The sequence below is a fragment of the Streptomyces sp. NPDC050997 genome (assembly GCF_040660135.1).
Taxonomy (GTDB): Bacteria; Actinomycetota; Actinomycetes; order Streptomycetales; family Streptomycetaceae; genus Streptomyces.
This window is the reverse complement of sequence record NZ_JBFAGK010000009.1, coordinates 173,156-190,007: the sequence shown is the minus strand read 5'-3', so window position 1 is coordinate 190,007 and position 16,852 is coordinate 173,156. Positions and strand designations below refer to the sequence as shown.

Sequence of the window (16,852 nt, the reverse complement as noted above, 5' to 3'; positions counted from 1 at the left end):
GCGTGTGGCCGCGTGGTGGGTCAGGCCTTGCGGCGGGTCCACTGCGGCTCGGTCAGGGCCCAATCCCGGTCCCACTCGGCCATCCTGCGCCGGGCGGCCACACCGCGGACGACCGAGCGGCCGAAGAGTACGACGGCGATGGCGCCGCCCGTGGCGCACCCGCCGATGGCCAGGGTGTGCTGCCAGACGGCGGTCTCGCCCGATGGCGGGGGGACACTCCGGCCCTGGGAGTCGAACCACACACCGACCGTCTCTCCGCGGTGCGTGCCCGCCGGGACCCGCGCGGTCGCCGTCCGGGCCTTGTTCCCGGGCTCGGTCCAGCGCACGGTCACCCGGTACGTGTGTTCCCGGCCGTCCACCGAGGGCAGGGAGTCAGGTGGCTTGCCGATGACCTCCGCGCGTACGTGATGACGTTCGGCACGCTGCGCGACGGCGACCGCGCGGGCCTCGTCGTGGGCCCACCAGCCCGCGACCGCTCCGACCAGGGGCGCACCCACGAACAGCAGCACCGCGACGGCCAGTACCGTCCAGGCCTCAACCGTGTCCGACCGGCGCCGCAACGGATTGCGTCGCCAGCGCCAGCCGCGCGCCCGGGTTCGCATGTCGACCTCCGCACCGCGCACACCTGCGAGTGCCCACACGGATCTACTACCCCTCCATCGGCAAGGTTCACCAGCGGCCCACCCATGGGCCGCCGGTGAGGAGTGCCCAGCGAGGCCACGGCGAAACGCCGGGGCGGGGCGGAGGGGCGTCCACACCCGGGCCCGGCACATGGCGCGTCCACACATGGGGCGCCCCACCCGCGTCCGTCAGCCGAAGCGTTCGATCCGGATGCGGTCCACGGGCTGACCGGCTGCGACAAGGAGCCGTGAGGCGTGTTCGGCGAAGGCGTTGGATCCGCACACATAGGCCTCCCACCCACCGGGAGGCTGCTCGGCCAGGAGCGGCGCCACATGTGCGGCCGACATACGTCCCACCGCCGCACCCGACGGCGCGCTCCGCGTGAACACCGGCGTCGTCTCCGCTCCCAGCTCCCGCGCGTAGATGAGCTCCTCGGGGCTGCGGGCCGACACCAGCATCCGCAACGGCACGGACAGATCGTGCGAGCGGTGATGCCGCACCATCGACATCAGCGGTACGACCCCGGAGCCGGCGCCGATCAGCAGCGCGGGCCGATCTCCCGGCCAGGCGAAGAAGCCGCTCAGCGGGCCGCGCAGCTCGACCTCGTCCCCGGGCTTGGCCACCGAGTGGAACCAGCCGGAGACCTCGCCGCCCTCGACATGGTCGAGGGTCAGCTCGATGTGCCCCGAGTCCCCGGGCGCGGACGCGATCGAGTAGTGGCGCTGGGCCGCATAGCCGTCCTCCGCGGTGAGCCGCAGCATCAGGTGCTGGCCGGGCAGATGCCCCGCCCAGGCGGGTACGGCGAAGCGGAACGTGGAGGCGTGCGGGGTCTCGCGGCGGATTTCGGTGAGCGTGGCGGTCTGCCACACCGCGGCGGTCTGGTTGCCCACGGCGATCCGCTCGGGCACGGCGAAGCGGCTCGGCGGCACGAAGGCGGGGGAAGCGGGGGGAGGGGTCGTCTCAGTCACCGGAGTACCGCTGCTCCTCCCACGGGTTGCCGCGCGCGTGGTAGCCGTTCTGTTCCCAGAAGCCCGGCTCGTCGTGGTCGAGGAGACGCAGGCCCGCGATCCATTTGGCGCTCTTCCAGAAGTACAGGTGGGGCACCAGCAGCCGGGCCGGCCCGCCGTGCTCGGAGGGCAGCGGCTTCCCGTCGTACTCCCAGGCGATCCAGGCCCGCCCACCGGTGAGGTCGGCGAGAGGAAGGTTCGTGGTGTAGCCGGTGTGGGAGTAGGCAACGGCATGTGTGGCGGACCCATAGGGCCCCACCACATCCAGGAACGCGTCCAACGACACGCCCCCGAACCGGACGCCGAACTTCGACCAGCTCGTCACGCAGTGGATATCGCCCTCGTAGGCGGACGTCGGCAGTGCGTGTGCCTCGTCCCAGTCCCAGGTGCGCGGTCGCTCCACCAGCCCGTCGACGCTGAAGCTCCAGTCGGCGGGCGCCAGCTCGGGCGTGACCTCGGCGGACAGGACGGGCCAGTCGTCGCCGGCGTCGTACTGACCGGGCGGCAGTCCCGGATTGTCGACGCGGGCGCGTCCGGTGAAGCCTCGGGTGACGTTCATACGGTTCCAGCGTGCCGGGAGTGATTGCTGACGCGTTCAACCGTACGTGCCGGTCGGACCTGCCCGGACCTCGGCCCGCCCCGGGATCGTGACGGCCGTGTGAACTCTCCGGCGCTGCGGGAATAGCGGGGTACGGATCTTCCTTGCCGACTGATGTCGCGCCGGTCGGCCCGTACAGGCGTCCAAGCGTCCAAGCGTCCGGTGGCCGGTACGACCCGATCGCCCCGGCGACAGCGAAGGAGAGTGGGAGCAGTGCCCAAGGCGTACGTCTTCACGCGGTACGGCGGCCCGGAGGCCGAGGCCCTCGCCGAGGTGGACCGGCCCGTCCCCGGTCCCGGCCAGATCCTGGTCGCCGTGCGTGCCGCGGGCGTGAACCCGGTCGACTGGAAGCAGCGCACCGGCTACCGCCGCCCCGGTGAGAGCGGCGCGCGGGTGTTCCCGGTCGTGTTCGGCAACGAGGTCGCCGGGGTCGTCGAGGCGACCGGCGACGGCGTCGCCGGGTTCGAGGTGGGCGACGAGGTCTTCGGCAACACCGTGGCCGGGGGGTACGCCGAGTACGCCCTGCTGCCCGCCGAGGTGGCCGCCCACAAGCCCGCCGAGCTGTCCTTCGTCCGCGCCGCGACCCTTCCCGTCGCCGCCGCGACGGCCTACGACGGCGTCCACCAACTCGACCTGCCCGCCGGGGCGACCCTGCTGGTCACCGGCGCCGGTGGCGGTGTGGGCGCGGCGGTCGTGCAGATCGCGCGGGCCGGCGGACTGACCGTCGTCGGCGTCGCGAGCGAGGCCAAGAAGGACTTCATCGAGGCACTCGGAGCCGTGCACGTGCCGTCCGGTCCGGGCTGGGCCGAGCGGGTGCGGGCGGCGGCGCCGGACGGTGTCGACGCGGTGTACGACCTGGTGGGCGGCGAGGTGCTGGCCGACGCGGCCCGGCTGCTCACCGACCCGGCCCGGCTGATCACCGCCGGAGCCTCGCCCGAGGAGGTGGAGCGGCTCGGCGGCGTCCGTGTGGCCCGGGCACGTACCGCGGCCGTCCTGGAGGCGGTGGCCCGGCTCGTGGTGAACGGCGAGCTCGACCCGCACATCACCAGGACGTTCCCCCTCGACCGGGCCGGCGAGGCCCTGCGCACGGTCGAGGACGGCCACGCCCGCGGCAAGGTCGTGATCGAGGTCGCCCGATGACCAAGGACGACACCCCGCACGTCCTCGACAACCCCGCCCGCGCCGCGCTGACCGGCCCGCACGCCCACTTCGCCGAGCGGCGGGGCCGTGTGCTGCGCTATCCCGTCGATGTCACGCCGTGGCTGGCCCTGCCCGACGAGCCGGACACCGACGACTGGGCGGACGCCGCGATGCTCGCGGGGCCCGGCAACGAGGTCCCGCTGCTCGGGTTCCAGGGACAGATCCCCGACGGCTGGGAGGTCACGTTCCGGGTCGAGGGCGTGCAGTTCGTGGACGACGGAGTGGCCGCGGCGCCGGACCCGGAGGCGGTCCGGCTCGGACCGGCCGACGTGCCCGAGATACTCGACCTGGTCGCCCGCACGCGGCCCGGCCCCTTCCTGCCGCGCACCATCGAACTAGGCACCTACCTGGGCATACGGCGAAACGGCGCCCTCATCGCCATGGCTGGGGAACGCCTGCACCTTCCCGGCTGGACGGAGATCAGCGCGGTCTGCACCGACCCCGCGGCCCGTGGCGAGGGGCTCGCGACCCGGCTGATCAGCGCCGTCGCCCACGGCATCCGGGAGCGCGGCGAGACCCCGTTCCTGCACACCGGCGCCGGCAACACCCACGCCATCCGGCTCTACGAGTCCCTGGGCTTCCGGCTGCGCCGCACGACGGCGTTCGGGGCGGCCAGGGCGCCGGAGCGGCTGCCGGAGGGACGTACGGCCGTGCCGGTGCCGTAGAGCGGCGGGCCGTGTCCTGAGGGCCGGGGGCGTTCAGTCGCCCTCGGCCCCGGTGCCCGACCACGCGTTGTAGCGGACGAGGCAGGCGGCGAACCGTTCCAGATCCTCCCGCGTCCAGTCCGCGAGCCGCTCCCGGACGGCGTCCCGCCGGCTCACGGTGACCTGGGCGAGGACACTTCGGCCCGTCTCCGTCAGATGCAGGACCTGCACGCGGTGGTCCTCCGGGTCCCGGCGCCGCTCGACGAGCCCGGCGCGCTCCAGGGCGGTCACCTGGCGGCTGACGGTGGACTTGTCCAGGGCGTAGTGGGCAGCCAGGTCGGTGGCACGGCAGCCGCCGCGCTCCTCCAGGTGCCCGAGCAGGGTGTACGACACCAGCGACAGCTGGGGATGCATGCGCCCGGCGGATGCCCGGGCCCGGCGGGCGAACGCGGTCATCTCGCGGTGGATGGTCTCCACCGCCGCTTCGGCTCCGTTCACGGCACCTCCCTCTACCCGTACTGGTTGCATAATACAACTCGAACGGGTATCAGCCGTGCGGGGCCGGCCGTTGGGGTAATGTGACCGTCCGGTCGGGGGTGGTCCCGGCCGGACGTGTCGAGGAGGTGAGACCCATTACCGCTGTGTCAGCTCGGGTGCTCTCCCCTGGAACCGGCGCGGATCACCGTCTGTAGGTGACCGCGGGAGCACCTCACGGCTCCCGAAAGGCTTTCGGCTTCCATGCCTTCTCTTTCCCCGTTCACCCCGCCCTCCTCCTCGCCGTCGTCCCGCGCCTCCGTCGTCGTCGCACTGCGTGCCGCCGGTTGTGTCTTCGCCGAGGACGAGGCGGAGTTGATCCTGGCCGCCGCCCGCACCCCGGACGAGCTGGCCGACCTGGTGGGCCGCCGGGCCGCCGGCCTGCCCCTCGAACTCGTCCTGGGATGGGCCGAGTTCCGCGGACTGCGCGTCGCGGTGGAACCCGGCGTCTTCGTGCCCCGTCGCCGTACCGAGTTCCTCGTCGAGCGGGCTCTCGCCCAAGTCCCGGACGCGTCCGTCGTCGTGGACCTGTGCTGTGGTTCGGGCGCGGTCGGCGCCGCGCTGGCCGCCGCGCTCGGCCCCGTCGAACTGCACGCGGCCGACATCGATCCGGCGGCGGTGCGGTGTGCCCGTCGCAATGTCCGCGAAGCCGGCGGCCACGTCCACGCCGGCGACCTGTTCGAGGCGCTGCCCGGCAATCTGCGCGGCCGGGTCGACATCCTCGCGGCCAACGTGCCGTACGTCCCCACCGACGAGGTGGGACTGCTGCCCGCCGAGGCGCGCGAACACGAGCCGCTGGTCGCCCTCGACGGCGGCACGGACGGCCTCGACGTCCTGCGCCGGGTCGCGACGCGGGCATCCCGATGGCTCGCGCCGGGTGGCTGCCTCCTGATCGAGACGAGCGAACGCCAGGCCCCGGCGGCCGTCGAGGCGTTCATACGCGGCGGCCTCACGACCCGGCTGGCTGAGTCGGAGGAGTGGTTCGCCCACGTCGTGATCGGAACCAGGTCCTGAAAGTGCCGTGGACGGCGGTCGGGCCCGCGCGGGTCAGGCCGCCGTCCACCGGTTCCGGGCCGGGCTCACGCCCGTCATGGGCGTGGAGCTCGGCCTGATCACCTGCGCGGGCGTGTTCGACCCGGTGCTCGCCACGTACCGTCTCGAACACACCGCGACGGACCACGTCGCTCGCGTCCTGTCCGCCTGGCCGCTCACCGGGAAGCTCACCACCCGGGTCCCCTGACCGCGAGGTGGGGGCCGCGGGTCGGCCTTATCGGCGCCCGGATTCGGCGCCCGGAACCGGCACCCGGACCGCGATCGCCGGTCTGCTGCTGCTCGCGACCCCGCTGCCGCTCCCACGGCAGGACCGGGCCCGGGGGAGGACGAGCGGGACCCGGCCGGCAGCCCCGTGTGACGGCGGCGGGCGTCGGGTTCGCGCAACGGCGGCGGGCGTCAGGCTCCCGCACCGCTCCCCGAGGGGTCGGCTGAGCGCCCCTCCCGGAAGTCGTGGCCGGGCAGCCTGTCGATCCAGCCGCCGGGTCCCTTGTCCTCCCAGTCGCCGGACAGGACGTGCCGCGCGGTCCTGGTGCCGTCGTCGGAGCGGGTGCCGACCAGATAGGCCTTGTCGCCCTTGGTGAGGGCGTCGGAGCCGGAGGCGCGCTCGGGGAAGACCTTCACGTCGGCGCCCACGGTCCACGTCCACGCGGCCCCGTCCTCGCTCTTGACCGTGACCTGGTCGCCGTCCACCTTCTCGACGGTGCCGCGCTGCCAGATCCGGACCACCCACTCGCCCGAGTCGCGGTCCTTCACCGTCGCCTCGCCGTGCACCGCGTCCCCGCCGAGTCCGAACCGCGGGCCGTTGCCGTGCCGGTCGCCGGGTCCCTCAGGGGAGGGCGACGCGGACGGGGACGCGGACGCGGCGGCAGCAGGAAGAGCTCCGCTGCCCGAGTCGCCCGAAGTGGCGGCGTACGCGACCGTCCCGCCCAGAGCCAGCACGGCGACCGCGGTCGCCGCCGCGACCCGGGTGGACCGTCGCTGCCACACTCCGCGCGGACCCGTGTCCCGCGTGCCGTCCCGTACGCGCCCTGGTTCCGCTCCGCCTGGGCCCGCGAGAATCTCCGGGTCCGGGCCGGCCCCTGAGGGCCGGTCGGGCCGTTCGCCGCCCACGGTGTGTTCCTGGTCCGGATCGTCCATCACGGTTCACTCCCCTCGGCCACGGCGACGCCGACCGCGCCACCACACCTCGCTGTGATTGTCCGATGCGGCCGGTAAGAATCAGGTAACCCGTTCCTGTGAAACCGGGACGTCCGCCCCGTCCGCGGCAGCGACCGCCGGCTCGTCCTCCGTCTGCACCCGCGCGATGAGCAGGGCCACGTCGTCGGAGTTGTCCGGCTGGTGCAGGGTGCGCAGCAGCAGGTCGCAGACCTCCTCCAAGGGGCGGTCAGGGCCGTCCAGGAGGGCCAGGAGGGCGTTCAGGCGCTCGTCGAGGGGGTGCTGCCGGGTCTCGACGAGACCGTCGGTGTAGAACACCAGCCGGTCGCCGGGCCCGAGGTCGACGGTGGTCGTGGAGAAGGCGACCCCGCCCACGCCGAGCGGCGCGCCGGTGGGCAGGTCGAGCAGCTCCGGGGGACGGCCCGCACGCAGCCGGACCGGCGGCAGATGCCCGGCGTTGGCGATCCGGCACTGCCGCAGCCGCGGATCGTGGACGGCGTACACACAGGTCGCGATGGAGTCCTCAAGGCTCTCGGTGATCCGGTCCAGGTGTTCCAGGAGCCGGGTCGGATCGAGGTCGAGGGAGGCGAGGGTGTTCGTCGCGGTGCGCAGCCGGCCCATGGTCGCGGCGGCGTTGATGCCGCTGCCCATCACGTCGCCCACGACGAGCGCGGTCTTGCCGCCGTCCAGCGGGATCACGTCGAACCAGTCCCCGCCGACCTCGGCGGTCGCGCCCGCGGGCTGATAGCGGGAGGCGACCTCCAGACCGCCGGTCACCGGCGGATGGCTGGGCAGCAGGCTGCGCTGCAGGGTGAGGGCGGTGTCGCGGGCGTTCTGGTACCAGCGCGCGTTGTCGATCTGCACGGCCGCGCGGGACGCCAGCTCCCGGGCCAGCACCAGATCGTCCTCGCCGAACGGCAGGGGATTGCGGGTGCGCTTGAGGTCGAGGGCGCCGAGCACCTCGCCGCGCGCGATCAACGGCACGACGAGATACGAGTGGACGCCCGCCCGGGCCAGCAGCTCGGCCGCCTCAGGGGAGCGTGCGATACGCGGCAGGACCTCGGCCCCGACCCGGGGCACCAGGATCGGCCCGCCCGTGCGTACGCACTCGGTGACCAGACGGTCGAAGGCGTATCGGGCGACCTGACCCGGCGGATCGGCGGCGGCGAGGGCGTCCGGGGCGCGGTCCGCCTCGACGGCCAGGGCACGGATCGTGGCCGGTTCGGCGGGGCCGAGAGTGCTGGGTCTGCCCTGGACGACCGCCTCCAGCAGGTCCACGGCCGCGATGTCGGCGAGTTCCGGCACGGCCACGTCGGCCAGCTCCCGCGCGGTGAGCTCCAGGTCCAGAGTGGTGCCGATCCGGGCGGAGGCGTCGGCGACGAGGGCCAGGCGCCGCCGGGCGGCCTCCGTCTCGACGGCCGCCCGGTGCTGTTCGGTGATGTCCACGACCGAGACGGCCACCCCCAGCACATTGGCCAGCGAGTCCTCCAGCCGGTACAGGGAGATCGTCCAGGCGTGCTCCTCGTCCGGGTCGGCCGGCGTGAGGCCGGCGACCTGCTGGTCGACGGAGGGCCGGCCGGTCTCCAGCACCCGCATGGCCGCCGACTCGACGGCGTCGAGGCCGACCTGCGGCAGGACCTCGCGCATCGTGCGCCCGATCTGCTCCCCGGCCGGAACCCCGCTGATCCGCTGCAGCGCCGGGTTGACGGAGACGTACCGCAGATCGGTGTCCAGGACGGCCAGCCCGATCGGGGACTGCGCGACCATCCGTGTCGACAGCGCCACGTCCTGTTCCAACCGCCGCACGGTCGACTGGTCGGCGGCGAGCCCCAGGGCGTAGACGTCTCCGCGGTCGTCCAGCAGCCGCATGTTGCGGAACTCCACGAGCCGCGTGCTGCCGTCCTTGCGCCGGATGGGGAAGGCCCCGGCCCAGCCCTGGCCGGTGTCCATCACGTCGGAGAACAGCTTGACGACCAGGTCGACGTGCTGCTCGTGCACCATGATCCGGGCCGCGTACTGGCCCAGTGCCTCCGGAGCCGGGTAGCCGAACAACTCCTCGGCCTGCGGGCTCCACAGCACGATCCGTCCCTCGGTGTCCAACACCACCGAGGCCATGCCGAGCACGTCGAGCAGCCCGCTCGGCCGCACCGGGGGACGCACCCGGGGCCGCACCGGCCCCTTGCCCTCCGGCTCGGGATTCCCGGCCGCACCCGCTGCTCCCATGCCACGCACCGCCTTCGCCCGTCCTCGTGGCACGCCGTTCCCCCGTGCCGCCTCCCATGTTCTATCGCGTTCGACCGACACCGCGTCGCCTTGGCCGACTTCTTCCACCATCCCTCAACACGGCGACGCCCGTCCGGTGACGTGACCGCGGAGGTGTCCGGGCGACGACCACTGTTCTTCCATTGGTCTGTACATGACCACCTCGGCGGGCCAGACTGTCCGCCGAACCCGCCTCACCCCCCACCGAGGAGTCGTCTCCATGCCCCTGCGCGCCCGGCGCCGTCGTCGCACGGTTCTCGCCACGCTCGTCTCCCTCACCGTCGCCACCCTGCTGTCCTCCGCCCCGCCGGCCTCCGCCGCCGACACCTGGACCGAGGTGGGCTCCGACCGCGCCGATCCGCTGAGCGAGAGCCAGGGCCTCGCCTCGGTCGAGGTTCCGGCCGGCGCCGCCAACCGGTACACGGCGATCGCCACCATCCCCATCGCCCTGAGCAGCCGGGGCTGGAACCATGTGGGGGACCCCGACGCCTCGTACGACGGCCACTACATCGAGCCCTACCAGCGGGACTCCGGCACCACGAAGATGTACCGGGTCCAGTCGCCCGACGGAACCTGGTCCGAGTACGTGCACACGCTCAGCTCCGGGGAGGCGCTGAACAACTCCTGGGCCGCTGTGTCGCCCGGCGGCCAGTGGATGCTGTCGGGGGAGTACGGCACCATGAGCCGCCTGCTCGTCTTCCCGACGCCGGGCGTCAACCCGAGCACCTCGCCGTCGGCGAACCTCCCGCAGGCCTCCACCGTCCGTCTCGACCATGCCGTACGGGACGTACAGGGCTGCGACTTCCTCAGCGCCACCCAGTTGTTGTGCTCCTCCGACGACCCGGAGGGCACCCTGTTCGGCATGACCAAGCCGCTGCTGCAGATCGACCTCTCCGCCGAGCCGAACGGCACGGCCGATGTCACCGGCCACGTCACCGCGCTGCGGCAACTCCCGCTGCGCAGCTCCTGCTCCGGCACGTTCGAGGCGGAGGGGATCGACTACGACCGCCGCACCGGCACCCTGCGCGTGATCGTCGTATCGCCGGGATTCTGCGTGCTGACGGACAGCAAGACGTACCGCTTCACCCGGAGTTGAGCCCCACCGGGCACGGGGGGCACTGTCCCGCCCCGCGCGGGCGGGTCTCCTGAGGCCGGGAGGTCCTGACCACCGGCGGCGACGGCCCCACGGCCTGCCCGTGGCGGGGCGGGGCGGGCGAAGAACCGGAGCTCCGCGTCGGCCCGAGGGCGGACGCGGAGCTACTCGGTGTCCGTGCCGTTCCAGTCGTAGGGACCGCCGCCGCGCCACTCGATCAGCGTGGGGTCGTCGACGGCCGTGTCCTGCGCGGGCAGGCCTGCCTGGTGCAGGAACTCCAGCACGTCGAAGAGGCTGTACGCGATGCCTGCGCGCTCGCCGCGAACGGTCACCTGCCGCCCGCCGTCCGGCGAAGGCGCGAGCACGATCACGGGCGGGTCCTCGTCCATAGCACCACCATGCGCCGAGGCGGGCCGTCACGCAGCTTTGCGGACGCCGAACCGGTACAGCCGGGGGAGAAGTCCGGGTACGGGGCCGGTGGTGCGGCACCGGATCGGCTCCGTCGGCAGTGCTCCCCTTGGTGCTCCGCCGTTGGTGCGGGTAGTGCTCCGTCACGGCTGGTGGTTGTCTGGGGGGTGGGCGGTCGTGTGGAGCGCGTCCGTGTGCCGCGCCGCCCCGCCGCCGTGAGAGGAGCGATCACGATGGACGGTCACCGACCGCATCCGGAATCGGTCTCGGTGGAGATCAGCGGGTGCAGCAAGCACGACGCCCGGATCGTGTTCGACGCCCTGTGCGGATGCTTCGCGTCCGACCGGTGCGCCGAGGACGTACCCGAGGACCACTCGGAGACCCGCCCGACGGTGTGGCTGGGCACCTTCGACGTCACCGAGGCGCACGAGGGCGCCGCCCCCGTCCGGCTCTCCTCCTCCGTCGTCGCCGACCTCCAGGGCGGGTACTGGGCGGTCGACCGCTTCCGCACCACCCTGGGCTCCCTGTTCTCCGTGCACGACCTGGCCACGGCGTCCGGAGACCAGGAGAAGGAACTGCACGTACGGCTCGAGAGCAGGTAGTCCGCGCCGAGCGGCAGGTCCGGCCAGGTGTCGCGACGTGGCTCGTATCACCCCTTCCCGGTTGTGCAACTAGTTGCACAAAGAGGGCGCGGTCCTCTACAACAAGAGGGCACATCGCCGCGCACGGAGGGGCCCGATGACCCGTTACCCGCACCTGCTGACCCCGCTCGACCTGGGCTTCACCACGCTGCCCAACCGCGTCCTCATGGGCTCGATGCACGTCGGCCTGGAGGAGGCCGAGCGCGGCTTCGAGCGCATGGCGGCGTTCTACGCGGCCCGGGCACGCGGGGGAGTGGGCCTGATCGTCACCGGCGGCATCGCGCCCAACGACGAGGGGCGGCCGTACGAAGGCGGCGCCAAGCTCACCACCGACGCGGAGGCCGAGCAGCACGCCGTGATCACGGACGCCGTACACCGTGAGGGCGGCCGGATCGCGATGCAGATCCTGCACTTCGGCCGGTACGCCTACCATCAGGACCTCGTCGCCCCGAGCCCGCTCCAGGCCCCGATCAGCCCCTTCCCGCCCCGCGAGCTCACCGACGCCGACGTCGAGCGGACCATCGACGACTACGCCCGCGCCGCCCGTCTCGCCCGGCAGGCCGGCTACGACGGCGTCGAGATCATGGGGTCCGAGGGCTACCTGATCAACGAGTTCATCGCCGCGCAGACCAACCAGCGCACCGACCGATGGGGCGGCTCCTACGAGAACCGCATGCGCTTCCCCGTCGAGATCGTCCGCCGGGTGCGCGAGGCGGTCGGCGAGGACTTCATCATCGTCTACCGGCTGTCGATGCTCGACCTCGTTCCCGGCGGATCGTCCTTCGACGAGGTCATCACCCTCGCCAAGGCCGTCGAGTCGGCCGGCGCGACCATCATCAACACCGGCATCGGCTGGCACGAGGCCCGCATCCCCACCATCGCGACCTCGGTGCCGCGCGGCGCGTACGCCTGGGTGACCAAGAAGGTCATGGGCGCCGTCTCGATCCCGCTCGTCACGACCAACCGCATCAACACCCCCGAGGTCGCCGAGGAGTTGCTGGCCGACGGCTGCGCGGACATGGTGTCCATGGCCCGCCCGATGCTCGCCGACCCCGACTTCGTCGCCAAGGCCGCGGCCGGCCGGCCCGAGGCCATCAACACCTGCATCGGCTGCAACCAGGCCTGCCTCGACCACACCTTCAACCTCCAGATCACCTCCTGCCTGGTCAACCCGCGCGCCTGCCACGAGACCGAGCTCGTCCTGTCACCGACCAGGCTGCGCAAGCGCATTGCCGTGGTCGGGGCAGGTCCCGCCGGACTCGCCTGCGCGGTCAGCGCCGCGGAGCGCGGCCACGAGGTCACCCTCTACGACGCCGCGGGGGAGATCGGCGGTCAGCTCAACGTGGCCCGCAGGGTCCCCGGCAAGCAGGAGTTCGACGAGACGATCCGCTACTTCCGCACCCAGCTCGAAGAACACGGCGTGGACGTGCGGTTGAACACCCGCGTCACCGCCGACCAGGTCGCCGAGTACGACGAGGTCGTCGTCGCCACCGGCGTCACCCCGCGCACCCCCGACATCCCCGGTGTCGACCACCCCAGCGTCGTCAGCTACCTCGACGTGCTGCGCGACCGCGTGCCCGTCGGCGCCCGCGTCGCGGTCCTCGGCGCGGGCGGCATCGGCTTCGACGTCGCCGAGTACCTGACCGACGGCGGCGACAAGGCGAGCGAGAACCCGCGGACGTACTTCCGCCAGTGGGGCGTGGACATGGACTACCGGGCACCCGGCGGACTCACCGCCCCCGAGCGGCCCGCCGCGCCCCGCACCGTGCACCTGCTCCAGCGCAAGTCCGCCAAGGTCGGCGCGGGCCTCGGCAAGACCACCGGATGGATCCACCGCACGGAGCTCAAGCACCGCGGCGTGACCATGGTCCCGGGGGTGCGCTACGACCGTATCGACGACGCCGGACTGCATGTCACCGTCGGCGACGCGAGCACGGTCCTGGAGGTCGACACCGTCGTCCTGTGCACGGGACAGGAGCCGCGCCGCGACCTGTACGACGCGTTGGTCGCCGCGGGCCGGGACGTCCACCTCATCGGCGGCGCCGACGTGGCCGCCGAACTGGACGCCAAGCGGGCGATCAAGCAGGGCACCGAGGTGGCGGCGACGCTGTAGGGCCGCGGCACACCGTCCCTAGGATGACACCATGTCACTCCCGCACGCGATCCTCGTGGCTCTGCTCGAGAAGCCGTCGTCCGGCCTCGAACTGACCCGCCGGTTCGACAGGTCGATCGGCTACTTCTGGTCGGCGACGCATCAGCAGATCTATCGCGAGCTGGGAAAACTGGAGGCCGAGGGCCACATCCGCACCCTCCCCACCGAGCAGCCGGCGCGCGGGCAGAAGAAGAGCTACGAGGTCCTGCCCGCGGGCCGCGCGGAACTGGCCCGCTGGAGCGCCGCCGCGCAGGATCCGAAGCCGCTGCGGGACGTGCTGCTGCTGCGGCTGCGGGCGGCGGCCGTGGTGGGCACCGCCGGCATCGAGGCCGACCTCCACCGCCATCTCGACCTGCACCGGCGGCAGTTGGCCGAGTACGAGGAGATCGAGCAGCGCGACTTCCCGCCCGGCAAGGACACCCCGCAGGACCGGTTGAGGCACCTCGTGCTGCGGGCGGGCATCGACCTCGAGACCTTCTGGACGCAGTGGCTCACCCACGCCCTGGAGGAGCTCGCCGAATTGCCCGCCGACCTGCCCGCCGATCAGAGCCGGTAGGGCTTGGAACGGCGGCGCAGGAACCAGGCCGTGGCCAGGGCGCCCGTCGCCACCAGGGCCCCGCCGGCCGCCAGCGTGAGCGTGCCGTAGTCCTTCGTGGCGCCGCCCAGCCCGCCCATGACGCCGCGCGAGGGCGAGGCCGTGGCGGAGACCGTGGGCGTGCGCGCCGCGGAGACGATGACGGCCTGGCTGCCCGCCCGGGCCCCGTCCCTGTTGCAGATCACGATCACCGTGTACGTCCCCGGACTCACGTTGGACCACAGAGCCGACTGGATGGCGTTGGTGCCGGACAGGTCGGCCTGGCGGCCCTGCGCGAAGTTCGCCTGGCCGCTGGTGAGCAGGGACGCCCTGCCGAAGCCGTTGTTGTTGCTGGTGCACGCGCTGGTCGTGACCGAGACCGTGGCTCCGTTCGTGCTCACGGAGATCCCCGAGGTGGCCGCGGCCGGCCCCGCGGTCAGGGCGAGCGGAAGCACCACGGTGGCCGCGCCGGTCAGGCAGGAGCGGAGGAGTTGCTGACTGGTGTGCATGGGTCAGAGCCAATGCGTTCACGGCCGCCCTCGCACGTGGACCGCCGCCGCACAGGTGACGTGGTCCCACGGCCGGCGGCGCCTGCCCCCGGTCCGCTACGCCCCGGTCGTCACCGTCCGCTCCGCCGAGAAGCCGCCCCAGGTGCCGTCCGGCAGCTTCGCCCGGATCCGCACCCGGTGGCTGACCCCGGCCTTGGGCCCCAGGTAGAAGCTGTACTCGGCGGCCCGGTCACGCGGCGCCGGCCCGCCGTAGACGAGCGAGGTGGCCGGCCGGCCGTCCAGTTGGATCTGGTACTCCGTGACCACCCCGTCCGTGCGGGGCGGCACCCAGGACAGGTCGAGGTGGTACGCCCCGTCGGCTCGGTGGGTTGTCGCACGGAAGCCGGTGGGGGAGGTGTCCCGTCCGTCGTCGGTGCCCGGCGTGGTCAGTCCGACGGAGCCACTCGCGGCCGAGACGTTGTCTCCCGCGTCACGGGCCCGGACGGTGAAGTCGTAGCGCGTGCCCGGCCGCAGCCCCGTCACCACGGCGGCGGTCTGGTTCCCACCCACACTGTGGATCTTCGTGGCGCCCTGATGGATGTCGTACGACACCACGCCCCGGTCGTCCGAGGCGGCGGACCAGGACAGCTGGACCGCCCGGCTGCCGACCGCGCGACCCCGCAGGCCCCCAGGGCGGCTCGGGGCCACGCGGTCCGCCGCCACGGCCGCCGGGGTCGTCGCCCGGACCTCCCGGCTGAGCGGCCCGGCACGTCCCTGCTTGTCACGCGCCCGCACAGTGAAGACGTACACCGTGGACGGCTTGAGCCTGGTGACATCCACCATGTGCCGCGCACCGGGCACCTCCTCGACCTTTGTGGTGCCGCGATACACCTCGTAGCCGCCGACGCCGCCGCTCACGGACACCGCGTTCCACATGACGTGCACGCTGGTCGCACTGCCCGCGGTGGCGGTGACACCCAGGGGTACCCCCGGCGCTCCGCCGGCCGCACCGTCGCCCGAGGCGGCCCCACCGCAGGAGACGAGCACCGTGAGCGCCCCACAGAACGCGAGGCACCGGCTCAGGGAGACGAAAGGAGGAGCGGGAACGCGTGGCACGGCTCTGCCTCCCGGGGACGGGTACGCGGGCGGTAACGAGGGCGGTACGCGGACAGTACGCGGAAATGGTCCGGACCAATATGGCCCCGCCGGAGTGGGCGTATCAAGGGGGCGGTCCTTGGCGGACGCTCGGAGGCGTTACGCATGCTGAAGCTCTTAGCGGCCGAACTCGCCCTGAATGCCAGGTAGTTCATGCCGACGGCGCGGAACCGCTGCCGTCGCTGTTCCCGCGCCGACGCGGGCGACCGGGGAGCCGGAATCTGTCACTGACTCAGGTCCCCGGCCTCCGCCGGGAGTTCGGGGATGTGCTCCTCGCGACGAGGCCGCCGTTCGGGCACCGTCGAGCGGTTGTCGGGCCGGCGGTAGCGCTGCCGGGGCGTCTGCCCGTCGCCGCCTGTCCGCCTGTCGGCCGTCGCCGGGCCGACGGTCCGCAGTCGTCGGACCGCGGAGCGGCAGGCGGCGTCGGACTGGCGACGATTCGATGCCGTCAGACCGCCGACCAGCCGTCATCGACCGGCAGGACCGCGCCGTTGATGTTGCCGGCCGCGTCCGAGGCGAGGAACACGATGGCGGCGGCCTGCTCCTCGGGCTGGGCCACCCGGCCGATGTTGACGAAGTGCGGTTGGATGGTCGTGGGCCCGTGCGCGCCCCCTTCCGTGTCCACGGCGATGGCGGTCGCCGTGCCGCCCGGGGCGATGGCGTTCGCCCGGATGCCCTGTTTGCGGTACATCACCGCGAGGTTCTTCGTCAGCCCCACGATGCCGTGCTTCGAGGCCGTGTACGCGGCGCCCGCCGCACTGCCACGCAGGCCCGCCTCGGAGGCGGTGTTCACGATGGCGCCCTTGCCGGCCGCCAGCATGTGCGGCAGCACCGCCCGCGTGAGTAGGAAGGGCGCGGTGAGGTTGACCCGGATGACCCGCTCCCACTCCGCGTCGCTCACGTCCGCCAGCGCCGACATGCGGTCCATGATCCCGGCGTTGTTCACCAGGACGTCCACGCCGCCGAAGCGCTCCAGCGCGGTCTCGGTCACCCGCTCGACGACGGCCTGCTCGCTGAGGTCGCCGGTCACGGCCACGGCGGTGCCGCCCGCCTGCTCGATGTCCCTGACCGCCGCCTTGGCGCCCTCTTCGTTGAGATCGGCCACCAGGACCCGGTCGCCCTGCGCGGCGAAGGCCAGGGCGGTGGCGCGCCCGATGCCCGAACCCGCCCCGGTGACGATGACACTGCGCCCGTCCGTTCCGCCGTTCATGAGGTCCTCCCCTTCGTATGTCCTCTTCACATGTCCTCGGACACCGTGCCCGGGGCG

18 protein-coding genes are annotated in these 16,852 nt (G+C 72.8%); 8 read left to right on the top strand and 10 right to left on the bottom strand.

The window, feature by feature from the left end; translation table 11 throughout:
- Positions 1 to 20: 20 nt before the first annotated feature.
- The 3 genes from AB0H86_RS22110 to AB0H86_RS22100 form a co-directional block, all read right to left on the bottom strand.
- Complete coding sequence (locus AB0H86_RS22110) at positions 21 to 602, bottom strand: hypothetical protein (RefSeq protein ID WP_362441138.1); 582 nt, start codon at positions 600 to 602, stop codon at positions 21 to 23.
- A 207-nt stretch (positions 603 to 809) separates the two neighbouring features.
- Positions 810 to 1,589 (bottom strand): ferredoxin reductase, encoded by a 780-nt coding sequence (locus AB0H86_RS22105; protein WP_362441135.1) that lies wholly within the window; start codon positions 1,587 to 1,589, stop codon positions 810 to 812.
- Positions 1,582 to 2,187, bottom strand: coding sequence for a sulfite oxidase-like oxidoreductase (locus tag AB0H86_RS22100; protein ID WP_362441132.1), 606 nt, complete (start codon positions 2,185 to 2,187; stop codon positions 1,582 to 1,584). Before AB0H86_RS22100 ends, AB0H86_RS22105 begins: the two co-directional genes overlap by 8 nt.
- Before the next feature lie 252 nt (positions 2,188 to 2,439).
- Between AB0H86_RS22100 and AB0H86_RS22095 the strand changes: the two genes are divergently transcribed.
- Together AB0H86_RS22095 and AB0H86_RS22090 are read left to right on the top strand one after the other, a co-directional pair.
- Entirely contained in the window at positions 2,440 to 3,366 is a 927-nt protein-coding gene (locus AB0H86_RS22095) for an NADP-dependent oxidoreductase (protein WP_362441129.1), read from the top strand.
- A complete protein-coding gene (locus AB0H86_RS22090) occupies positions 3,363 to 4,091 on the top strand; it encodes a GNAT family N-acetyltransferase (protein WP_362441126.1) in 729 nt (242 codons plus the stop codon). The genes AB0H86_RS22095 and AB0H86_RS22090 overlap by 4 nt, the downstream gene beginning before the upstream one ends.
- Before the next feature lie 33 nt (positions 4,092 to 4,124).
- Here AB0H86_RS22090 and AB0H86_RS22085 read toward each other — a convergent pair whose 3' ends face one another.
- Positions 4,125 to 4,598, bottom strand: a complete 474-nt coding sequence (locus AB0H86_RS22085) for a MarR family winged helix-turn-helix transcriptional regulator (RefSeq protein WP_362441124.1) — start codon at positions 4,596 to 4,598, stop codon at positions 4,125 to 4,127.
- 210 nt (positions 4,599 to 4,808) lie between these two features.
- On the opposite strand from AB0H86_RS22085, the gene AB0H86_RS22080 reads away from it, so the two are divergent.
- Together AB0H86_RS22080 and AB0H86_RS22075 are read left to right on the top strand one after the other, a co-directional pair.
- On the top strand, positions 4,809 to 5,618 hold the full coding sequence (locus AB0H86_RS22080) for a putative protein N(5)-glutamine methyltransferase (protein WP_362441122.1): 810 nt from the start codon (positions 4,809 to 4,811) through the stop codon (positions 5,616 to 5,618).
- Positions 5,619 to 5,625: 7 nt separating this feature from the next.
- A complete protein-coding gene (locus AB0H86_RS22075) occupies positions 5,626 to 5,844 on the top strand; it encodes a hypothetical protein (protein ID WP_362441120.1) in 219 nt (72 codons plus the stop codon).
- A 209-nt stretch (positions 5,845 to 6,053) separates the two neighbouring features.
- On the opposite strand, the gene AB0H86_RS22070 is transcribed toward AB0H86_RS22075, so the two are convergent.
- Positions 6,054 to 6,794 (bottom strand): hypothetical protein, encoded by a 741-nt coding sequence (locus tag AB0H86_RS22070; protein WP_362441589.1) that lies wholly within the window; start codon positions 6,792 to 6,794, stop codon positions 6,054 to 6,056.
- An 81-nt stretch (positions 6,795 to 6,875) separates the two neighbouring features.
- The gene (locus tag AB0H86_RS22065; protein WP_362441586.1) at positions 6,876 to 8,927 is read right to left on the bottom strand and encodes a SpoIIE family protein phosphatase; all 2,052 of its coding nucleotides are present in this window, start codon (positions 8,925 to 8,927) and stop codon (positions 6,876 to 6,878) included.
- 367 nt (positions 8,928 to 9,294) lie between these two features.
- On the opposite strand from AB0H86_RS22065, the gene AB0H86_RS22060 reads away from it, so the two are divergent.
- A complete protein-coding gene (locus tag AB0H86_RS22060; protein WP_362441117.1) occupies positions 9,295 to 10,170 on the top strand; it encodes a hypothetical protein in 876 nt (291 codons plus the stop codon).
- 161 nt (positions 10,171 to 10,331) lie between these two features.
- On the opposite strand, the gene AB0H86_RS22055 is transcribed toward AB0H86_RS22060, so the two are convergent.
- The gene (locus tag AB0H86_RS22055) at positions 10,332 to 10,556 is read right to left on the bottom strand and encodes a hypothetical protein (RefSeq protein ID WP_362441115.1); all 225 of its coding nucleotides are present in this window, start codon (positions 10,554 to 10,556) and stop codon (positions 10,332 to 10,334) included.
- 252 nt (positions 10,557 to 10,808) lie between these two features.
- On the opposite strand from AB0H86_RS22055, the gene AB0H86_RS22050 reads away from it, so the two are divergent.
- The 3 genes from AB0H86_RS22050 (at position 10,809) to AB0H86_RS22040 (ending at position 13,924) form a co-directional block, all read left to right on the top strand.
- Entirely contained in the window at positions 10,809 to 11,177 is a 369-nt protein-coding gene (locus AB0H86_RS22050; RefSeq protein ID WP_362441112.1) for a hypothetical protein, read from the top strand.
- 136 nt (positions 11,178 to 11,313) lie between these two features.
- Positions 11,314 to 13,329 (top strand): NADPH-dependent 2,4-dienoyl-CoA reductase, encoded by a 2,016-nt coding sequence (locus AB0H86_RS22045; protein ID WP_362441109.1) that lies wholly within the window; start codon positions 11,314 to 11,316, stop codon positions 13,327 to 13,329.
- Between the two features lie 31 nt (positions 13,330 to 13,360).
- Positions 13,361 to 13,924, top strand: a complete 564-nt coding sequence (locus AB0H86_RS22040; protein ID WP_362441106.1) for a PadR family transcriptional regulator — start codon at positions 13,361 to 13,363, stop codon at positions 13,922 to 13,924.
- Here the strand turns inward: AB0H86_RS22040 and AB0H86_RS22035 are convergent.
- From AB0H86_RS22035 to AB0H86_RS22025, 3 genes are all read right to left on the bottom strand, one after another.
- Positions 13,912 to 14,451, bottom strand: coding sequence for a hypothetical protein (locus tag AB0H86_RS22035; protein ID WP_362441103.1), 540 nt, complete (start codon positions 14,449 to 14,451; stop codon positions 13,912 to 13,914). The genes AB0H86_RS22040 and AB0H86_RS22035 overlap by 13 nt on opposite strands.
- Positions 14,452 to 14,547: 96 nt before the next feature.
- A complete protein-coding gene (locus AB0H86_RS22030; RefSeq protein ID WP_362441100.1) occupies positions 14,548 to 15,546 on the bottom strand; it encodes a fibronectin type III domain-containing protein in 999 nt (332 codons plus the stop codon).
- Positions 15,547 to 16,033: 487 nt separating this feature from the next.
- Positions 16,034 to 16,795 carry a glucose 1-dehydrogenase gene (locus tag AB0H86_RS22025; RefSeq protein WP_362441097.1) on the bottom strand — a complete coding sequence of 254 codons (762 nt, stop codon included), beginning with the start codon at positions 16,793 to 16,795 and terminating at the stop codon, positions 16,034 to 16,036.
- Positions 16,796 to 16,852: the final 57 nt, after the last annotated feature.